This window comes from Micromonospora sp. NPDC005305, assembly GCF_040607315.1.
Taxonomy (GTDB): domain Bacteria; phylum Actinomycetota; class Actinomycetes; order Mycobacteriales; family Micromonosporaceae; genus Micromonospora.
In genome coordinates this window covers 1-19571 of record NZ_JBEXGL010000008.1, presented here as the reverse complement: position 1 = coordinate 19571, position 19571 = coordinate 1, and the positions used below count along the sequence as shown (strand labels likewise).

Sequence of the window (19571 nt, the reverse complement as noted above, 5' to 3'; positions counted from 1 at the left end):
TCGTGCGGGCGGGTCAGGCGCCCTGGATGTCGCTCATGCTCAGCTTGTTGATGACGATCTCCTTCTTCGGGTGACCGCCGCCGGACTGCTGGGCGAAGGCGCCGTCGTCACCGGCCGCGGCGACCTGCTTCACCAGGTCCATGCCGCCGGTGATGGTGCCGAGCACCGTGTAGTTCGGGTCGAGCTGCGAGTCGCCGTAGACGATGAAGAACTGGCTGCCCGTGCTGCCCGGCTGGGCCGAGTTGGCCATCGCGATGACGCCCTCCGGGTAGGGGGGCCGCTTGTCGGTGGGCAGGTTCTCCTCGGCGAGGTTGTAGCTCGGGCCGCCGGTGCCGTCGGTCTCCCGCCAGCCGTTGCCGGTCGCGCTCGGGTCGCCGCACTGGAGCACCTTGATGCCCTGGGTGACGAGCCGGTGGCACTTGGTGTTGTCGAAGAAGCCCTTGCTGGCCAGGTGGGTGAAACTGCCCGCCGTGCAGGGCACCAGGCCGCGGTCGAGCTTCGCGGTGATCGGGCCCAGGTTGGTGTCGATCGTCATCGTCTGGGTGCCCTTGTTGCCCTGCTGGGCCGGGGGCAACCCGACGTCCTTGATCTGCTTCGGGCGCCCCTCCTTGGGGACCTCGGTGTAGGCGCACTGCGAGAACCCCTTGCCACCGGCGGTGTTCTGCTTCTTGTCGTCACCGCCGAGCGAGGTGGCGAGCCAGACGGTGCCGGCCACGACGAGCACCAGCACGGCCGCGGCGCCGACGATGGCCTGGGTCTGCCGGCGCTTGCGGGCCTTGCCGGCCCGCTCGGCCATCTCCCGCTCGAGGCGGGCCCGCGCTGCCGCGCGCTGCCGCTCTCTCGTGGACGTCACGGTCACTCCTCACATGCTTTTCGGGTACGGCGCTGCTCGCCGCTGCTCAGGGTGGGGCGGCCGGGTCAGCCGGCGCTGGGGCTCGCCGCCGGCGCGCTCGTGGCGGCCGGCGCGGCGTTCGGCTCGCCGACGGTGAGGCTCTGGATCACCACGTCCGTCTTCGGCTTGACCTTGGCCCCGCTCCCATTGTCCACGGTCGGCAGGGCGCCGATCTTCTCCACCACGTCGAGGCCGCCGGTGACCTTGCCGACGACGGTGTACGCCGGCTTGGCCGGGTTGAAGTCCTTGAAGAAGATCAGGAACTGGCTGCCGTTGCTGCCGGGCGGGTTGCCGATCATGGCGACCGTGCCCTTCGGGTACGCCGGGGGCTGCGCCGGCGCCGGCGAGGCGGACGGGCTGGCCTCCGGCGCGGTGGGGACGTTCTCGTTGTAGAACGAGTAGGTCGGGCCGCCGATGCCGCTGCCGCTCGGGTCGCCGCAGCGCAGCGCCCCCTCGGTGGTGATCTCGTGGCACTTGGTGTTGTCGTAGAACGACTTGCCGGCCAGGAACGAGATGCTCGCGGCGCCGCACGGGGCGGCGGCCACGTCCAGGTCGGCGGTGATCGGGCCGCCCTGGTTGGTGGTGACCGTCATGGTCCGGGTGCCCTCGGTGGGCAGCCCGGTGGTGGCCGGGGTGCCCACGTCCTTGAGGTTGGTGTTGGCCGTGGCGTCCTGCGGCGTCCAGAGGCAGGTGTCCTCGGCGGCCTGCTTCTTCGGATCGGAGTCGAAGGCGCCGAGCGCCCAGGCCGAACCGGCCACGATCAACGCGAGCACCACGGCGGCGCCGACGCCGGCCTGGATCTGCCGGCGGCGCTTGGCGGCCGCGGCCCGCCGGGCCAGCTGCCGGTCGAGCTTGGCGCGCGCCAGTTTGCGCTGCCGGTCCCTGCTGGAAGCCACCCGTGCTCCCCTTCCTCTACCCTGGTCCTCGCCGGCGCCGGGCGCTGCCCGCCCGCTGTCGCGGGGGTGCGCCACGCCACACGCCCGCCAGAGTGTACGGGTACCGGCTGGGAAAGTGGTGTACGAGGTCCAGCCTCGGTTTATCGGGCGTTGTCACTGTGCCTGGAGGGGCGACTGGGGCCGGTGGTCGGCGAAACCCGGTCGCCCGTGCGGCTAGGCTGCTGACAGGGACGACGACCGGACGGAAGGGGAGCGGACGTGCTCTTTGCCGGCTTTCCCGCGGACGCCTTCGGCACCAACTGCTATGTGGTGGCGACCGCGCCGGGGGAGCAGTGCGTGGTGGTCGACCCCGGCATCGGGGTGCTCGACCGGCTCGACGCCGTGCTCGCCGAGCACCGCCTGCACCCGGCCGCCGTGCTGCTCACCCACGGCCACCTCGACCACACCTTCTCGGTGGCCCCGGTCTGCGGCGCGCGGGGCATCCCCGCCTACGTCCACCCGGAGGACCGGGAGCTGCTGGCTGACCCGGCCAAGGCGCTCTCGATGGACCTCACGCAGCTCTTCGGCGGGCGGCTGCCGTACGCCGAGCCGGAGGATGTGGCAGAGCTGACCGACGGCGCGACCCTGTCGCTGGCCGGGTTGGAGATCACCGTCGACCACGCTCCGGGCCATACCGGCGGGTCGGTGCTGTTCCGGATGCCCGGCGCCGGCTCGCCCTGGGAGGCCGACGAGATCTGCCTCTCCGGTGACGTGCTGTTCGCCGGCTCGATCGGCCGCACCGACCTGCCGGGCGGCAGCATGCCCCGCATGCTGGCCAGCCTCCGGGAGAAGGTCCTCCCGCTGGCCGACGACACCGTCGTCCTGCCCGGCCACGGCCCGCAGACCACCATCGGCCGCGAGCGCGCGACCAACCCGTACCTCGTCGAGGTGTCGGGCACCGGCGGCGCGCGCCCGACCGCGCCCACCCGCGGCCTGTAACCCGGCCGCGACCCACGACCTCACCGCGCGGTCCGCGCGGCGGCCAAGGAGTACGCGATGAGCAAGCCCACGCCCATCTCCGGTTTCCCGGAGTGGACGCCTGCCCAGCGGATGATCGAGCAGTTCGTGCTCGACCGGATCCGCGCCACCTTCGAGCTGTACGGCTTCGCGCCGCTGGAGACCCGCTCGGTCGAGCCCCTCGACCAGCTGCTGCGCAAGGGGGAGACCTCGAAGGAGGTCTACGTGCTGCGCCGGCTGCAGGCCGACACCGACGGCCCCGCCGGTGACGACGCGCTGGGCCTGCACTTCGACCTGACCGTGCCGTTCGCCCGGTACGTGCTGGAGAACGCCGGCAAGCTCCAGTTCCCGTTCCGCCGCTACCAGATCCAGAAGGTGTGGCGGGGCGAGCGCCCGCAGGAGGGGCGCTACCGGGAGTTCCTCCAGGCCGACATCGACATCGTCGACCGGGACACCCTGCCGGCCCACTACGAGGCCGAGATGCCGCTGGTGATCGGCGACGCGCTGCGCTCGCTGCCGATCCCGCCGGTGCGTATCCAGGTCAACAACCGCAAGATCTGCGAGGGCTTCTACCGGGGCGTGGGGCTGACCGACCCGGAGGCGGCGCTGCGCGCGGTCGACAAGCTCGACAAGATCGGCCCGGCGAAGGTCGCCGAGCTGCTGGCGGAGACCGCCGGGGCGAGTGAGGCGCAGGCCAAGGCGTGCCTGGCGCTGGCCGAGATCTCCGCGCCGGATGCCTCGTTCGCCGACGCGGTGCGCGCCCTCGGGGTGACCGACCCGCTGCTGGACGAGGGCATCGCGGAGCTGGTCGGGGTGGTGGAGACCGCCGCCGCGCACTCGCCCGGTCTCTGCGTCGCCGACCTGCGGATCGCCCGCGGCCTGGACTACTACACCGGCACGGTCTACGAGACCCAGATGATCGGCTACGAGAGGTTCGGCTCGATCTGCTCCGGCGGGCGGTACGACAACCTGGCCAGCTCCGGCGCCACCCGCTTCCCGGGGGTGGGCATCTCGATCGGGGTGACCCGGCTGCTCGGCCTGCTGTTCGGCGCGGGCGCGCTGTCGGTCTCCCGGGACGTGCCGACCTGCGTGCTGGTCGCGGTGACCGCCGAGGAGGAGCGGGCGGCCAGCAACCGGGTGGCCGAGGCGCTGCGCTCGCGGGGCATTCCCACCGAGGTGTCGCCGAGCGCGGCGAAGTTCGGCAAGCAGATCCGGTACGCCGAGCGGCGCGGCATCCCGTACGTCTGGTTCCCCGGCGCCGAGGGCGACGAGGTGAAGGACATCCGCTCGGGCGAGCAGGTGGCCGCCGCGGCGGGGGAGTGGACGCCGCCCCGGGCCGACCTGAAGCCGCTGGTCGGGCCGTCGACGGCTGGCGCCTGACGACGATTGGACCTACGGTGGCGTAAGTTACGCCACCGTAGGGAGATCGCCGTGACCGTGCTCAGCCAGACCGCCCTGCTCCTCGAGCTCGAACCCGTGGTCGAGAAGAACCTCGACCGGCACCTGTCGCTGGCCAAGGAGTGGTTCCCGCACGAGTACGTGCCGTGGAGCGAGGGCCGGACCTTCGACGGCCCGCTCGGCGGCGAGCCGTGGACGGAGAGCGACTCGACCATCCCCGAGGTGGCGCGGACCGCGCTGATCGTCAACCTGCTCACCGAGGACAACCTGCCCTCGTACCACCACGAGATCGCCACCCTGTTCGGGCGGGACGGCGCGTGGGGGACCTGGGTGCACCGGTGGACCGCCGAGGAGGGGCGGCACGGCACGGCGATCCGCGACTACCTGACGGTCACCCGGGCGGTCGACCCGGTGGCCCTGGAGCGGGCCCGGATGACGCACATGTCGGCGGGCTACGTGAACACCCACGACGACGAGGTGCTGCACTCGCTGGCGTACGTCTCGTTCCAGGAGCTGGCCACGCGGGTCTCGCACCGCAACACCGGGCGGGCGACCGGCGACCCGGCCTGCGAGGCCCTGCTGGCCCGGGTGGCCGCCGACGAGAACCTGCACATGGTCTTCTACCGCAACCTGCTCGGCGCCGCCTTCGAGCTGGCGCCGAGCCAGGCGATGCGCGCCGTGGCCGACGTGCTGGCCGACTTCCAGATGCCGGGTGTCGGCATCGACGGCTTCGCCCGCAAGTCGGTGGCGATCGCCCTGGCCGGCATCTACGACCTGCGCCAGCACCGGGACGAGGTGGTGGTCCCGGTGCTGCGCCAGTGGAACCTCTTCGAGGCGACCGGCCTGGACGCCGACGGCGAGGCCGCTCGCGACGAGATCGCTGCCCACCTGGAGAGCCTGGAGACCCAGGCGTCCCGGTTCGAGGAGAAGCGCGCGGCCCGCGCCGCCCGCCTCGCCGCGGCCCGCTGAGCGCGGGCTCCGGGCGCGGCCGCCGCCGGCTCTCGGGACGGCGGCCGGCGCCCGGAGCGGCTCCGGCGCTCCGCCCCGGTCAGGCGGGCTGGTCGAGGGGGAAGATCAGGCAGCTCGACGTGGCGTGCGCGACCAGCCGGTCCCGCGCGTCGGTCAGCCGCGCTTCGGCCAGGGCGGTGCGGCGGCCCCGCTGCAGCACGGTTCCCTCGCAGCGCAGGGTGCCGCTGGCGACCGTGACCGGGCGGAGGAACTTCACGTTCAGGTCCAGCGAGGTGTAGCCGACGCCGGCCGGCAGGGTGGTGTGGACGGCGCACGCGGCGGCGGTGTCCAGCAGCGTGGAGAGGACTCCGCCGTGCACGGTGCCCAGCGGGTTGTAGTGGAACTCCTGCGGCACCAGCTCGACCGCGACGGGGCCCTCGTCGGCCTCCATCCGGGCCATGTCGATGAGGTGCATGACCGGCGGCGCGGCCAGCTCCCCGGCGATCATGGCGCGCAGCAGCTCCAGGCCACCGAGCCGGCCGATGTGCGCGGCACCGGCGACGGGGTCAGACCAGGTGAAGGTGCGGGTGCGCTCCTGCGTCTGTGTCATGGACTCAGCCTCGCAGCGCGTTGCTGAGTCTGTCAATCAGACTTAGCCTGGTCGGCATGAGACCCGCGGCACTGGACTGGTCGGTCGACAACTGCACGATCGCCCGCGCCATGGAGATCCTCGGCGAGCGGTGGACCCTGGTCGTGCTCCGGGAGGTCTTCAACGGCGTGCGCCGCTTCGACGACATGCGGGTGCGCACCGGCATCCCCCGGCAGGTGCTCACCAACCGGCTGGCCATGCTGGTCGAGCAGGGTGTGCTGCGCCGGGAGCCGTACCGGGAGCCGGGCAGCCGGCTGCGGCACGAGTACCGGCTCACCGGCAAGGGGCTCGACCTCTGGCCGGTGCTGGTGGCGGTGCTCGGCTGGGGCGACCGCTACCTGGCCGACCCGGAGGGCTCGCCGCTGGCGGTGACCCACCGCGACTGCGGCGCCGAGGTGCGGGCGACGCTGCGGTGCGCCGAGGGGCACGAGGTGACCGACCCGCGCGACGTCCTGCCGCGCCCCGGCCCGGGCGCCCACCGCCGCGTCTAGTGGCCGGCCGGCTCTGACAGCCGATGTCGTCGGTGTTGCTTCGCGGTTACATCGCACGGCCCCGCGAATTCGGGCAAAGTCACGTCTTGCTTAGGATCTTAAATATGTGAATACTTGGGTCGCCCGGCCGGTTTCCCCAGGTCGGCCGGGTTGTCCCCGGGCGCGTCCGCGTGACAGTGCCCGTTACCCCCACCCGGAGGTTGTTACATGCGACCCACGAGGTCCACGCTCCGCCGCGCCGTTGCCGTCGCGGTGGCCGGCACCCTGGTCACCGGATCACTGCTCGGTGCGCCCGCCCAGGCGGCCCCCGCGCCCGCCTCGCCCGACGCCGCCGCCGCTCTCGCCACGAAGCTCGGTGACCGCGCCGCCGGCGCGTACGCCGACAGCAGCGGCAGCATGGTCGTCGCGGTGACCGACGCTGCGGCCGCCCGCCAGGTCCGCGCCGCGGGCGCCACCCCGAAGCTCGTCACCCGGGGCGCCGCGAAGCTCGCGGCGGCCACCAACGAGCTGGAGCGATCCGCCAAGATCCCGGGCACCGCCTGGTGGACCGACCCGGCCACCAACCAGGTCGTCGTCTCCGTGGACAGCACCGTCACCGGCGCCAAGCTGGAGCGGGTCAAGGCCGCCGCCGCCCGCACCGGTGGCGCGGTCCGGATCGAGGCCGAGGCCGGCGTGCTCAGCACCCGGATCTCCGGCGGCCAGGCGATCTACGCCGGCGGCGGCGGGCGCTGCTCGCTCGGCTTCAACGTGCGCGCCGGCAGCACCTACTACTTCATCACCGCCGGGCACTGCACCAACATCTCGTCGAGCTGGTACAGCAACTCCGCCCAGACCAGCCTGCTGGGCAGCCGCTACGGCACCAGCTTCCCCGGCAACGACTACGGCATCGTGCGGTACAGCAACCAGACCACCGCGCAGCCGGGCAACGTCTACCTCTACAACGGCAGCTACCAGGACATCACCGCCGCCGGCAACGCGTACGTGGGCCAGAGCGTCCGGCGCTCCGGCAGCACCACCGGCGTGCGCAGCGGCTCGGTGACCGCCCTCAACGCCACCGTCAACTACGCCGAGGGCAGCGTCTCCGGCCTGATCCGCACCACCGTCTGCGCCGAGCCCGGTGACAGCGGCGGCTCGCTCTTCGCCGGCAGCACCGCGCTGGGCCTCACCTCCGGTGGCAGCGGCAACTGCTCCTCCGGCGGCACCACCTACTTCCAGCCGGTCACCGAGGTGCTGAGCCGCTACGGCGTCAGCGTCTACTGATCGACCGCACGTGAACGGGCCGCCGGGCGACCGGCGGCCCGTCCGCGTTCGTGGATCACCGGACTGACCGCCGCCGGGCGGGGTACGTTCCGCCCGGTGAGCACCCCCGCGACCACCCCGACGGCGCAGCCGGCGTCCGCCTGGGCGCCGCTGCGGATCGCCGCGTTCCGCAGCCTCTGGCTGGCCGTGCTGGCGAGCAACGTCGGCACCTGGATGCAGACCGTCGGCGCGCAGTGGCTGCTGGTGGACCAGCCCAACGCGCCGACCCTCGTCTCCCTGGTGCAGACCGCCAGCATGCTGCCGGTGCTGCTGCTGGCCCTGCCGGCCGGCGCCCTCGCCGACACCTTCGACCGGCGGCGGCTGCTGATCGCCGTGCAGTGCTTCCTGGCCGCGGTCGGCGTCCTGCTCACCGCGCTGACCGCGGCCCACCGGATGCCGCCGGCCCTGCTGCTCACCCTGACCTTCGGGCTCGGCGTGGGGCAGGCGCTCACCCTGCCCGCCTGGCAGGCGGTGATCCCCGAACTGGTGCCCCGGGCGCAACTCGTCTCCGCCTCGGCGCTCGGCTCGATCAGCGTCAACCTGGCCCGCTCGGTGGGGCCCGCGGTGGCCGGCGTGCTGGTGGCCCGGGCCGGCGTCGCGGTGGTCTTCGCGGTCAACGCCGTCTCGTTCGCGATCTTCGCGCTGGCGCTGCTGCGCTGGCGTCCCGACCGGCCGGAGAACGAGCCGGCGCCGGAGCGGTTCACCGCGGCGCTGCGGGCCGGCGGCCGGTACGTGCGGCACTCCCCGGTGGTGCGCCGGATCCTGCTGCGGGCCGCCCTGTTCGTGGTGCCGGGCAGCGCGCTGTGGGCGCTGCTGCCGCTGGTCGCCAGCCGCCGGCTCGGCCTGGGCGCCGGCGGGTACGGCGTGCTGCTCGGCGCCCTCGGCGTCGGGGCGGTGGCCGGCGCCCTGGTCCTGCCCCGGGTGCGCCGTGCGCTCTCCACCAACCGGCTGCTGCTCCTCGCCGGCCTGCTCTACGCCGGGGTGCTGCTGGTGCTCGCGCTGGTGCCGCAGCCGGCCGTGGCGGTGGCCGCGCTGGTGCCCGCCGGGCTGGCCTGGATGACCGTCCTGTCCAGCGTCAACGCCGCCATGCAGCTGTTCCTCCCCGGCTGGGTACGCGCCCGCGGCCTGTCGGTCTACCAGATGGTCTTCGCCGGCGGGCAGGCGCTCGGCGCGGTCGCCTGGGGCGCGCTCGGCGAGGTCACCGGCCTGGTCGGGGCGCTCACGGCGGCCGCCGTGGTGATGGCGGTCGGCGCGCTCAGCGTGCTGCTCTGGCCGCTGCGGGAGACCCGCGGCGTGGACCGCGACCCGGCGATCTACTGGCCCGAGCCGAACCTGGCCCTGGAGCCGCAGCCGCGCGGCGGCCCGGTCCTGGTCACCGTCTCCTACACGGTCCGCCCGGAGCGGCAGGCCGAGTTCGTCGAGGCCATGCGGGCGGTCGGGCGGTCCCGTCGGCGGACCGGGGCGATGCGCTGGGGACTGTTCCGGGCCGGGGAGCGGACGCACGGCTTCGTGGAGGTCTACCAGGTCCCGTCCTGGGAGGAGCACCTGCGCCAGCACGGCGGCCGGCTCACCGGGGCGGACCGGGCGGCCGAGGAGCGCGCCCGGGCGCTGGCCGACGACGACGTACGGGTCAACCACCTGCTCCCGGCCGACCCGGAGTGACCGGCGGCCGGCCCGGCCGGGACGGGTCCGCCCGGGGCGGGTCGGGTCGCCGCGCCGACAGGTGCCGGTGGGCCCGGCGGGCGGAGAGGACCGCGGCCAACGGCCAGAGCGCGACGGCCAGCGCGGCCACCCGCTCGGCCAGCCCGGTCCGCGACCCGCCGGTCACCTCCACGACGAACCAGCCGAAGAGGACCAGCAGCAGCGCGGTCGCGGCCAGCGCCACCGGCCGGCGGAACGCCCACGGCGGCGTGCCGGCGGGCGAGGCGGCCACGCCGCGCCGGACCGCCCGGGGCAGCCGCAGCGCCGACCCGGCCGGCCAGAGCGACAGGGCGAGCACCGCGACCGTCGCCACCGTCCCGTGTGCCGGCGAACCGCCGACCTGCGGCCGGGGGAAGGCGATCAGCGCGATGGTGGCCGCCCCGCCGAGCGCGAGCAGGAACCGGCTGGGCAGCCCGGCCGCGTGCAGCACCAGCGCGGTGCCCAGGTAGCAGCAGCCGAGCAGGACCAGGCAGCCCGCCATGAGCCACGAGTCGGTCGCGCCCTCGCCGGCCAGCTCGCTGATCGTGTCCCGCACCGGGTCGTAGCCTGAGGGCTGGCGGGCGCCGGCCACCGTCCAGCCCGCCACCAGCAGGACGGGCGCGGCCGCCGCCGTGACCACGGTCCAGGTCGGTACGGCACGCACCCGGCCACGGTAACCGCCCGGCCCGGCCCCGGCCCGGGGTTCGCCGCAGGACCGGCCCGCCGGGTGCCGGGGAGCCGGCCCGCCCGCCCTGACAGAATGCGGGGAGCAGACGTGGACCAGATGAGGAGACGCAAGCCGTGATCCGTACCCACAATGCCGGAAGCCTGCGCGCCGCGGACGCCGGCTCGACGGTGACGCTCGCCGGGTGGGTGGCCCGCCGGCGCGACCACGGCGGTGTCATCTTCGTCGACCTGCGCGACGCCTCGGGCGTCGTGCAGGTGGTCTTCCGCGAGGAGGACGCGCACGCGCTGCGCAACGAGTTCTGCGTGAAGGTCACCGGCGAGGTGACCCGCCGGCCCGAGGGCAACGAGAACCCCGACCTGCCGACCGGCGAGGTCGAGGTGACCGCCACGGCGCTGGAGGTGCTCTCCGAGGCCGCCCCGCTGCCGCTCCCGGTCGACGACCAGATCGAGGCCGGCGACGACATCCGGCTCAAGTACCGCTACCTCGACCTGCGCCGCGGCGGCCCGGCGAAGGCCATGCGGCTGCGCTCGCGGGCCAACCAGCTCGCCCGCTCGGTGCTGCACGAGCGGGACTTCCTGGAGATCGAGACCCCGACGCTGACCCGCTCCACGCCGGAGGGCGCCCGCGACTTCCTGGTCCCGGTCCGCCTGCAGCCGGGCAGCTGGTACGCGCTGCCGCAGTCGCCGCAGCTGTTCAAGCAGCTGCTCATGGTCGGCGGCATGGAGCGCTACTACCAGATCGCCCGCTGCTACCGGGACGAGGACTTCCGCGCCGACCGGCAGCCGGAGTTCACCCAGCTCGACATCGAGATGTCCTTCGTCACCGAGGACGACGTGATCGACCTCGGCGAGGCGATCGTCGCGGCGCTCTGGTCCGACCTGGCCGGCTACGAGATCCCCCGGCCGATCCCGCGGATCACCTGGCACGACGCCATGTCCCGCTACGGCTCCGACAAGCCCGACCTGCGCTACGGCGTCGAGCTGACCGAGCTGACCGACTACCTGCGCGGCACCGAGTTCCGGGTCTTCGCGGGCGCCATCGACGCGGGCGGCTACGTGGGCGCCGTGGTCATGCCGGGCGGCGCGAGCCAGACCCGCAAGGAGCTGGACGGCTGGCAGGACTGGGCCAAGGCGCGCGGCGCGCGGGGCCTGGCCTACGTGGTGCTCGACGCGGAGACCGGCGAGGCGCGCGGCCCGGTGGCCAAGAACCTCTCCGAGGCGCACCTGGCCGGCCTGGCCGACGCGGTCGGCGCGAAGCCGGGCGACGCCGTCTTCTTCGCGGCCGGCGCCGACGCCCGGGAGGCGCAGGAGCTGCTCGGCGCCGCCCGGATCGAGATCGCCAAGCGGGCCAAGCTGGTCGACGAGAGCGCCTGGGCGTTCTGCTGGGTGGTCGACGCGCCCATGTTCGAGAAGACGGACGAGGGCGGCTGGACCGCCGTGCACCACCCGTTCACCTCGCCGAACGCCGACTGGGTGGACCGGTTCGAGGAGGCGCCGGACCGGGCGCTGGCCTACGCGTACGACATCGTCTGCAACGGCAACGAGATCGGTGGCGGCTCGATCCGTATCCACCGCGGCGACGTGCAGCAGCGGGTGTTCGACCTGCTCGGCATCACGGCCGAGGAGGCGCAGGACAAGTTCGGCTTCCTGCTGGAGGCGTTCAAGTACGGCGCCCCGCCGCACGGCGGCATCGCCTTCGGCTGGGACCGGGTCTGCATGCTGCTGGCCGGCGCGGACTCGATCCGCGAGGTCATCGCCTTCCCGAAGACCCGCGGCGGCTTCGACCCGCTGACCGGCGCGCCGACGCCGATCACCGCCCAGCAGCGCGCCGAGGCCGGCATCGACGCCAAGCCGAAGGCGCCCACGGGCCCGCACGCCGGCACCGCCGGCCCGGCCGCCCCGGTGGCCGACCCCACCTGATCCCGAGTCGACGAAGGGCCCGCGTCATGATGGCGCGGGCCTTTCGACGTGTGGAGGACGGATGAACCTGCTCGTGGTGGGGGCCAGCGGCTTCCTGGGCGCCGAGGTGTGCCGGCAGGCGGTGGCGGCCGGGCACCGGGTGAGCGGCACGTACCACTCGGCCGCCGTCGCGGTGCCGGGCGTCGCGCCGCGCCGGCTCGACGTCACCGACCGGGCCGCCGTGCGCGCGCTGATGACCGAGGTACGCCCCGAGGCCGTCGTGGCCACCCCCTACCGGTACGACGACTGGGCGGTCACCGCCGATGGGGCGGCCCACATCGCGTGCGCCTCCGCCGAGGTGGGGGCGCGGCTCGTGCACCTGTCCAGCGACGCGCTGCACGCCGGCCGGCCGACGCCGTACGCCGACGACGACGTGCCCACGCCGCTGCACCCGTACGGGGCGGCGAAGGCGGCGGCCGAGACGGCGGTGCGGGCGCTCGACCCGGGGGCGGTGCTGGTGCGGACGTCGTTGATCGTGGGGGAGGGGAGCAAGCAGATCCAGCTCTGCCGGGACGCCCTGGCCGGCCGGGCCGTCCTCTTCACCGACGAGGCCCGCTGCCCGGTGCACGTGACCGACCTGGCCGCGGCGGTGCTGGAACTGGTGCCCACCGACCTGGCCGGCCCGCTCAACGTGGCCGGCCCGGAGGCGGTCAGCCGCGCCGGGATGGGGCTGCTGGTGGCTCGGCACGAGGGCCTCGACCCGGCCGGTCTGAAGACGTCGACCATCGCCGAGGCCGGCCCGCACCGCCCTGCCGAGGTGCGCCTCGACTCGTCCCGGGCCGCCGGCCTGCTGCGTACCCGGCTGCGCGGGATCAGCGAGGTGCTGGCCTGACCACCTGATGCACAGTTTCTGTGCATAACTCTTGTGCACAGAAACTGTGCACAGATATTGTGCATGGCATGGAGAACGAGACGTCGCGTCCCGAGCCGCGTGAGGTGCGGCTGGACCACCGACAGGTGCGGGTGCTGGCCCACCCGCTGCGGATGCGCCTGGTCGGCGCCCTGAGGGTGAAGGGCCCGTCGACCGCCACGGCGCTGGCCGAGATGCTCGGCACCAACACCGGGGCCACCAGCTACCACCTGCGCCAGCTCGCCGAGGTGGGGCTGGTCGTGGAGGACCCGGACCGGGGCACCGGCCGGCAGCGCTGGTGGCAGGCCGCGCACGACGTCACCAACTGGGAACCGACCGACTTCGACGACGACCCGGACGCCCGCGCCGCGATCGACTGGATCCAGGGTGACCAGGTGCGCCTCCTGGCCCAGCACGCGGAGCAGTGGTTCGCCACCCAGCACGAGTGGGCGCCCGAATGGCGGGACGCCTTCGGCATGAGCGACAGCTTCCTTACCGTCCCGGCCGCCCGGCTGAAGGAGATCCAGGCCGAGGTCTGGGAGATCCTCGAACGCCACCGCGTCGAGGCCGACCCGGCCGAGCCCGGCGCCGAGCCGGTGCAGATCTTCCTCGCCACCTACCCCCTGCTGAAGGAGTTCCGGTGACCGCGCTCTCGGTACGCCAGGTCCGGTCCCGCTACCTCACCCTCTACGGCCTGCGCTGGCTGCCCACCGGCCTGCTCATCCCGGTGATGATCCTCTTGATGCAGGAGCGCGGCCTGTCGCTGTCCCAGATCGGCCTGGTGGCCACCGCGCAGGGCCTGCTCGTGCTGGCCCTGGAGCTGCCCACCGGCGGCCTCGCCGACGCGCTCGGCCGCAAGCCGGTGCTGCTCGCCGCCTGGGTGGTCTGCCTGGTCTCGCTGGTGCTCTTCGTCTTCGCCGACTCGTTCTGGATGTTCTTCCTGGTGTGGGCATTGCAGGGGATCTACCGGGCGCTCGACAGCGGCCCCCTGGAGTCCTGGTACGTCGACGCCACCCTGGCCGCCGATCCGAAGGCCGAGTACGAGCGCGGCCTGGGCTGGGCCGGCACCGTGATCGGCGTGGCCATCGGCGCCGGCGCGCTGATCGGCGGCGGCCTGGTCGCGCTCGGCCCGCTCGGCCCGGTCAGCGCGCTGACCCTGCCCGTGCTGGTGGCCATCGCCCTCCAGGCGGTCGCGCTGGTCGCGCTCACCGTCCTGCTGGTCGAGCACCGTCCGGCCCAGGGTGCCGCCGCGGTGCGGGCCTCCGTGGCCGAGGCGCCCCGGATGGTCGGCCAGGCGCTCGGCCTGCTGCGCCGCAACCGGGTGCTGCTCGCCCTGGTCGCCGTCGAGCTGTTCTGGGGCTTCGGCATGATCACCTTCGAGTCGCTGCTCCCGGTGCGCCTCGCCGAGGTGGTCGGCGACAGCGACCGGGCCGCCGCGCTGCTCGGCCCGGCCAGCTCGGCGGCCTGGCTGGCCAACGCGGCCGGCGCCGCCCTGACCCCGCTCATGCTGCGCCGGCTGGGCGCCGCGCCCGCCGCCGCGCTCATGCGGATCCTGCAGGGCGTCACCGTGGTCGGGATGGGCCTGCTCGCCGGCCCGGTCGGCGTGCTCATCGCCTACCTGGCCTGCTACACCGTGCACGGCGCCTCGAACCCGCTGCACATGGGGCTGCTGCACCGGCAGGTCGACGGCCCCTACCGGACGAGCGTGCTCTCGCTGAACTCGATGATGGCCCAGCCGGCCGGCGCGCTCGGTGCCGTGGTGCTGACCGCCCTGGCCGACGCCACCAGCATCACCGTCGCCATGCTGGTGGGCGGCGTGGTGCTCGCCGTGGCCGCCCCGCTCTACGTGCCCGCCTGGCGGGCCGGGCGCCGGACGGCGGCGGCGGAGCCCGACGCGGGCGAGCAGCGGCCCGGCGAGCCGGCTGCCGGTCCGGGCCACCCCGGCCCGGCGCTCGACCCGGCCGGCCCGGTGGACCCCGTGCAGCTCTCGGTCTCCACGCCCGCCCGGTCGGACTGACCGCCGTGCCCGGCCCCGCCGCCCAGGCCGGGCGAGGGGCGGGGCCGGGCCGGCGGGACAGTCGCCGGCCCGGCCCGGTGGCCAGGCCGGGTGGACGGGGAAGCCGCAGCGGGGAGGTGGTCGTGGTCGGTGGATCAGCCCAGGTGGACCGAGGTGCGGGGCTCGGTGCCGGTGTAGCCGAGCCGGCGGTAGAGCCGGATCGCCCCGACGTTGGCGGTGTAGACGCCGAGCGCCACCTGGTCGTACCGGGCCAGCAGGGCGCGGGTCATCCCGGCGGTGAGCGCCGCGCCCAGCCCGCGGCCCCGGCAGTCCGGCGCCACGGTCAGCCCGGCCAGGAAGCCGATGTCGCCCCGGCTGCGGTCGGCGCCGCAGGCCACCAGGCGGTCGCCGGCGCGGATGCCGTACCAGTCGACGATGCGCGGGTCGCCCGGGCGGGAGGTCGTGCTCGGGAAGGCCTCGTCGATCAGCGCGGCCAGCGCCGGATGGTCGGCCTCGGTGAGGCGGACGACGCGCTCCTCCTCCGGCTGCTCCGGCGGGGCCGTGGTGGTCCAGAGGAAGTCCCACTCGTCGAGGCGCGCCACCGTGAACCGGCCGGCCACCTCCGCCGGGTCGGTCCGGGGCAGGTGCAGCCACTGGCCGGCGTGCAGCGTCCCGTCCGCCACCAGGCCCGCGAACACGTCCAGCGCCGGCCCGGCCGCCCCGAGCGCGCCGCCCGCCGGCCCGTGCTCCGGCGGGAGCAGCCAGCCCACCGCGCCGTCCCGCCGCCAGCCCCGCGCCGCCCGGTCGCGCCAGAGGGCGTGCCGGGCGTACGGGTGGTGGCCGGCGGCGGCGAGCAGGGTGTCCCGGCCCAGCAGGACCTGGTCGGCAGCGATCATGCGGCCAGCCTACGAGAGGAGAACTCATGACCCCCATCCACTCCGTACGAGCGGTGCGACTGTCCGGCCGAGGCTTCGGGCTGCGGGAATGGGCCGACGAGGACGTGCCCGCACTGCACGCGCTGCTGACCGAGCCGCGCGTGCTGGACCGGGTGCTGGACGAGCGGGCGCCCACCCGCGACGAGGTCCACGACGCCGTGTCCACCTGGCGGGAGGAGGCGGGCGGCGAGCCGCGGCCGGCGTACCGGCTGGCCGCCGTCGACGGTGACCGGTTGCTGGGGCTGGGCACGCTCACCGTGGAGAGCATGCCGCACCGGCGCGGCGAGATCGGCTACGTGGTGCACCCCGACCACTGGGGCCGGGGGCTCGGCACCGGGATCGCCGGACTGCTGCTCGACCTCGCGTTCGGGCCGGTGGGGCTGCACCGGGTGGAGGCGACGACCCGGCCGGACCACGCCGCCTCGCGGCGGGTGCTGGAGAAGGGCGGCATGCGGTGCGAGGGGATCAGCCGGGACCACCTGCTGGTCCGGGGCTCCTGGTGGGACTCCGTCCGGTACGCGATCCTCGCCACCGACCGCTGACGGGAAACCGCCGTCCGCGGCAGGGGCGTTCCACGGTGGAGATTGACGAACAGACCGATTGGGTACATCCGTCGCCGACCTACTGGGACCCCCCACCGGAGGAACGACCATGCTCGCCATTCTCGCGGCCATCGTGTTCGGCTTCGCCCTGTTGATCGACTTCCTGAACACGAACTTCGGCGCGCCCGACCTGTTCAACACCCACACCCTCATGCTCATCGGCTTCCTGCTGCTCTCCCTCTACCTGGCCGGGGTCGGGTCCGGCCCGCGCGGCGGTGGCGGCGGCCGCTGGTACCGGGGCCGGCGCCCGGGTCGAGGCTGACCGGAAACGACCATCCGGGGCCGGGCGGCGGCGCGATTCCAGCGTCGTCGGCCCGGCCCGGTACTGTTCTCGTGATGGAATCTGACGCCCTCTTCACCCTCGGCGAACCCGCCGGAGCGCCCAGCGCCCCCGCGGGCTCCGGCGGCGTCGACGGGTTCACCGCCGCCGCGGCGGATTCGCCGCTGCCCGTCCGGATGCGGCCGGCCAGCATCGACGAGCTGGTCGGTCAGGACCACCTGCTCGCGCCCGGCGCCCCGCTGCGCCAACTCGTCGAGGCCGCCGCGCCGATGTCGGTGATCCTCTGGGGGCCGCCCGGCAGCGGCAAGACCACGATCGCGCACCTCGTGGCCCGGGCCACCGACCGCCGCTTCGTCGCCATGTCGGCGCTGACCGCCGGGGTGAAGGACGTCCGCGCGGTCATCGAGACCGCCCGCCGGCAGCGCCGCGCCGGTGGCCCGCCCACCGTGCTCTTCATCGACGAGGTGCACCGGTTCAGCAAGACCCAGCAGGACTCGCTGCTCGCCGCCGTGGAGGACCGCACCGTCACCCTGCTCGCGGCGACCACCGAGAACCCGTACTTCTCGGTCATCTCGCCGCTGCTGTCCCGCTGCGTGCTGCTGACCCTCCAGCCGCTCGACGACGACGCCGTGCGCGGCCTGCTGCGCCGCGCGGTCGTCGACGAGCGCGGGCTGGGTGGTGCGCTCACCCTGGCGACCGACGCCGAGGACCACCTCGTCCGCCTCGCCGGCGGCGACGTCCGCAAGGCGCTCACCGCCCTGGAGGCGGCGGCGGCCACCGCGACGGCCCGCGGCGCGGACCGCATCGACCTCGCCGTCGCCGAGCAGGCGGTCGACGTGGCGGCCGTCCGCTACGACCGCGACGGCGACGCCCACTACGACGTGACCAGCGCGTTCATCAAGAGCATGCGCGGCTCGGACGTGGACGCCGCGCTGCACTGGCTGGCCCGGATGCTGGTGGCCGGCGAGGACGCCCGGTTCATCGCCCGGCGCATGGTGATCTTCGCCAGCGAGGACGTCGGCATGGCCGACCCGACCGCGCTGACCGTCGCCACCGCCGCCGCGCACGCCGTCGAATACGTCGGCCTGCCCGAGGCCCAGCTCAACCTGGCCCAGGCGGTCATCCACCTGGCCACGGCCCCGAAGTCCAACTCGGCCACCACCGCCATCGGCGCGGCCATCGCGGACGTGCGCGCCGGTCGCGGCGGGGGCGTGCCGCGGGGGCTGCGCGACTCCCACTACGCCGGCGCCCGGGGCCTCGGCCACGGGGCCGGCTACCGCTACCCGCACGACGACCAGCGCGGGGTGGTCACCCAGCAGTACGTTCCGGACGACCTCGTCGGGACCGACTACTACCAGCCCAGCGGGCACGGCGCGGAGCGGGCGGTGGCCACCCGGCTGCCCTTGCTGCGCCGGATCGTGCGCGGGCTGCCCGCGCCGCCGGCACGGGTCGAGGCGGCGGTGAGCGGCGGCCGCCCCGCGGACGCCGGGCGGGCCGACGGCGCGAACGAGGGCGGCAGCGACGCCGTGGGGGAGGGTCAGCAGTGATGGCGCGTGGTCCGGAGCAGCCGGCGGACGGCCCCGACGAGCGGCGGGACCCGCGTGCCAAGGGCCGCCGGTGGGGGCGGGGCAAGGCCGACGCCGAGCCGGCCGAGGCGACCGCCGGCGAGGAGTTCGGCTGGATCGACGACCTGCGGACGGCCAAGCAGCAGCGCAGCGACCTGGGTCCGGACGGGGAGGCGCCCGCCGCGGTGCCGCCGGCGCGCGGCGGGTTGCCGCCCGCTGCTCCGCGGCCCCGGCCCGGCCCGCCCGCGCCCGAACCGCCGCCCGCGCCCGCCCGCCCGGGCGCGGTGCCACCGCCCCCGGCCGCCCGGCCCGGGCCGGAGACCCCACCCGCCCGCCGTGCCCCCGAGACCGGCCCGGCGGGCCCCGCCACGCCACCTGCCCGCCCCGGCGGCCCCGCTCCGGCCGCAGCGCGTCGCCCCGTCGACGGCCCCTGGCCCGGCGCACCCGAGCCGACCCGGCGTCCCGCCGAGCCCACCCGCGGCCCCGGCGAGCTGTCCCGCCCGCCGCGCCGGAACCCGGACGCGCCGACCGGCCAGCAGCCACCGGCTCCCGGCCGGATGAGCGGCCCGCCCGGCCCGCGCGTCGCGCCCCCCGCGGGCCCGGTTCCCGGCCGCGCCGGTCCGGGCGCCGGTCCCACCCCCGAACGCGGTCACGGCGGCCCGAATCCCGGTCCCGGCTGGCCCGGCCGGGACGGTGCCCCGAACGCGGTTCCGCCCACGCCGCGCGGCCGGCACGGCGCCGAGGCGCCCGCCGGCCCGGCCGGCGGCCCGCGGCCGGGTGGCGTCGACCCGACGGTGCGACCCGTTCCCGGCGGCGGCCGGGCCCTGCCCGACGGCGCCGACCCGGGCGTCCGCCCGGTCTCCGGCGCCGGTCGCCGGCCGGCTTCCGAGGGCGGCGCACCCGGCCGTCGCGGCGCACCCGACCAGGCTCCCGGCGTCCCACCGATCGCCGGCGGTGGCCGGCGGGCGGTGCCGGACGCTGCGCCGCCCGCCGCCGGCCGCCGGGCCGCCGCGGGCCCCGCCGACCCCGCGGTCCGGCCCGTCTCCGGTGCCGGCCGCCGGCCCGCCGTGGATCCCGGCCGCACCGGTGTGCCCTCGGCGCGCGCCGCCGCGCCCGGCCTCGGCCGGCCCACCGGCCCGGTGCCCGGCGGGCCGCCGCCGGGCGAGCCCGAGCCGCGTCGTGGCCGCGCCCCGCACCGCGCCGAGCCGTCCACCGCCGGTGTGCCCACCGTGGACGGTGCCGGCGGTCGGAGCGGTGGCCGTCGTCGTGCCGAGGAACCGGACCAGCCGGTGGTGCCGCGCAGCGGAAACGCCCCGGCGGTGCCCGGCGCCGGTCCCGACGTCGAGCGCCGACCGGACGGCGCCGCCCCGACCCCGCGCCGCAACACGGCCGGCGCCGCAGCGGGCCCCCGGCCCGGCGCGGACGTTCCGCCGGCTGGCCGGCGAGCC

At 75.4% G+C, this 19571-nt stretch carries 18 protein-coding genes and 1 pseudogene; 14 read left to right on the top strand and 5 right to left on the bottom strand.

The window, feature by feature from the left end; all coding sequences use genetic code 11:
• Positions 1-13: 13 nt before the first annotated feature.
• Together ABZS80_RS15610 and ABZS80_RS15605 are read right to left on the bottom strand one after the other, a co-directional pair.
• Entirely contained in the window at positions 14-853 is an 840-nt protein-coding gene (locus ABZS80_RS15610; protein ID WP_355056328.1) for a peptidylprolyl isomerase, read from the bottom strand.
• Positions 854-918: 65 nt separating this feature from the next.
• Positions 919-1788 carry a peptidylprolyl isomerase gene (locus ABZS80_RS15605; RefSeq protein WP_355056327.1) on the bottom strand — a complete coding sequence of 290 codons (870 nt, stop codon included), beginning with the start codon at positions 1786-1788 and terminating at the stop codon, positions 919-921.
• Between the two features lie 258 nt (positions 1789-2046).
• Here ABZS80_RS15605 and ABZS80_RS15600 point away from each other — a divergent pair, with 258 nt between their 5' ends.
• From ABZS80_RS15600 to ABZS80_RS15590, 3 genes are read left to right on the top strand one after another with little or no spacing between them, the layout of a single operon-like run.
• Complete coding sequence (locus ABZS80_RS15600; protein ID WP_355056326.1) at positions 2047-2766, top strand: MBL fold metallo-hydrolase; 720 nt, start codon at positions 2047-2049, stop codon at positions 2764-2766.
• 57 nt (positions 2767-2823) lie between these two features.
• Positions 2824-4164 (top strand): histidine--tRNA ligase, encoded by a 1341-nt coding sequence (hisS, locus tag ABZS80_RS15595; RefSeq protein WP_355056325.1) that lies wholly within the window; start codon positions 2824-2826, stop codon positions 4162-4164.
• A 51-nt stretch (positions 4165-4215) separates the two neighbouring features.
• The gene (locus ABZS80_RS15590) at positions 4216-5151 is read left to right on the top strand and encodes an acyl-ACP desaturase (protein WP_355056324.1); all 936 of its coding nucleotides are present in this window, start codon (positions 4216-4218) and stop codon (positions 5149-5151) included.
• A 79-nt stretch (positions 5152-5230) separates the two neighbouring features.
• Here ABZS80_RS15590 and ABZS80_RS15585 read toward each other — a convergent pair whose 3' ends face one another.
• Positions 5231-5740 (bottom strand): PaaI family thioesterase, encoded by a 510-nt coding sequence (locus ABZS80_RS15585; RefSeq protein ID WP_355056323.1) that lies wholly within the window; start codon positions 5738-5740, stop codon positions 5231-5233.
• A 56-nt stretch (positions 5741-5796) separates the two neighbouring features.
• Between ABZS80_RS15585 and ABZS80_RS15580 the strand changes: the two genes are divergently transcribed.
• The 3 genes from ABZS80_RS15580 (at position 5797) to ABZS80_RS15570 (ending at position 9231) form a co-directional block, all read left to right on the top strand.
• Positions 5797-6270, top strand: coding sequence for a helix-turn-helix domain-containing protein (locus ABZS80_RS15580; protein WP_355056322.1), 474 nt, complete (start codon positions 5797-5799; stop codon positions 6268-6270).
• Between the two features lie 207 nt (positions 6271-6477).
• Positions 6478-7530 carry a S1 family peptidase gene (locus tag ABZS80_RS15575; RefSeq protein ID WP_355056321.1) on the top strand — a complete coding sequence of 351 codons (1053 nt, stop codon included), beginning with the start codon at positions 6478-6480 and terminating at the stop codon, positions 7528-7530.
• Positions 7531-7626: 96 nt separating this feature from the next.
• Positions 7627-9231: an MFS transporter gene (locus ABZS80_RS15570; RefSeq protein ID WP_355056320.1), complete on the top strand. Its 1605-nt coding sequence runs from the start codon at positions 7627-7629 to the stop codon at positions 9229-9231.
• Here ABZS80_RS15570 and ABZS80_RS15565 read toward each other — a convergent pair.
• Positions 9200-9913, bottom strand: coding sequence for a DUF998 domain-containing protein (locus ABZS80_RS15565; RefSeq protein ID WP_355056319.1), 714 nt, complete (start codon positions 9911-9913; stop codon positions 9200-9202). The two genes, ABZS80_RS15570 and ABZS80_RS15565, sit on opposite strands and share 32 nt — an antisense overlap.
• Positions 9914-10050: 137 nt before the next feature.
• On the opposite strand from ABZS80_RS15565, the gene aspS reads away from it, so the two are divergent.
• The 4 genes from aspS (at position 10051) to ABZS80_RS15545 (ending at position 14762) form a co-directional block, all read left to right on the top strand.
• Positions 10051-11856, top strand: a complete 1806-nt coding sequence (gene aspS / locus ABZS80_RS15560) for an aspartate--tRNA ligase (RefSeq protein WP_151461866.1) — start codon at positions 10051-10053, stop codon at positions 11854-11856.
• Between the two features lie 61 nt (positions 11857-11917).
• Complete coding sequence (locus ABZS80_RS15555; RefSeq protein WP_355056318.1) at positions 11918-12727, top strand: sugar nucleotide-binding protein; 810 nt, start codon at positions 11918-11920, stop codon at positions 12725-12727.
• Positions 12728-12795: 68 nt separating this feature from the next.
• The gene (locus ABZS80_RS15550) at positions 12796-13389 is read left to right on the top strand and encodes a helix-turn-helix domain-containing protein (RefSeq protein WP_355056317.1); all 594 of its coding nucleotides are present in this window, start codon (positions 12796-12798) and stop codon (positions 13387-13389) included.
• Entirely contained in the window at positions 13386-14762 is a 1377-nt protein-coding gene (locus tag ABZS80_RS15545) for an MFS transporter (RefSeq protein WP_355056316.1), read from the top strand. Before ABZS80_RS15550 ends, ABZS80_RS15545 begins: the two co-directional genes overlap by 4 nt.
• Before the next feature lie 134 nt (positions 14763-14896).
• Here the strand turns inward: ABZS80_RS15545 and ABZS80_RS15540 are convergent, their stop codons facing one another.
• The gene (locus ABZS80_RS15540; RefSeq protein ID WP_355056315.1) at positions 14897-15637 is read right to left on the bottom strand and encodes a GNAT family N-acetyltransferase; all 741 of its coding nucleotides are present in this window, start codon (positions 15635-15637) and stop codon (positions 14897-14899) included.
• A gap of 26 nt (positions 15638-15663) precedes the next feature.
• On the opposite strand from ABZS80_RS15540, the gene ABZS80_RS15535 reads away from it, so the two are divergent.
• The 4 genes and pseudogenes from ABZS80_RS15535 to ABZS80_RS15520 form a co-directional block, all read left to right on the top strand.
• Positions 15664-16218, top strand: coding sequence for a GNAT family protein (locus ABZS80_RS15535; protein WP_355056314.1), 555 nt, complete (start codon positions 15664-15666; stop codon positions 16216-16218).
• 109 nt (positions 16219-16327) lie between these two features.
• Positions 16328-16540: a hypothetical protein gene (locus ABZS80_RS15530; protein ID WP_091309808.1), complete on the top strand. Its 213-nt coding sequence runs from the start codon at positions 16328-16330 to the stop codon at positions 16538-16540.
• Positions 16541-16614: 74 nt separating this feature from the next.
• Entirely contained in the window at positions 16615-18105 is a 1491-nt protein-coding gene (locus ABZS80_RS15525) for a replication-associated recombination protein A (RefSeq protein WP_355056313.1), read from the top strand.
• Positions 18105-19571, top strand: a pseudogene (locus ABZS80_RS15520) (hypothetical protein); the annotation flags it as partial. The gene ABZS80_RS15525 and the pseudogene ABZS80_RS15520, both read left to right, overlap by 1 nt.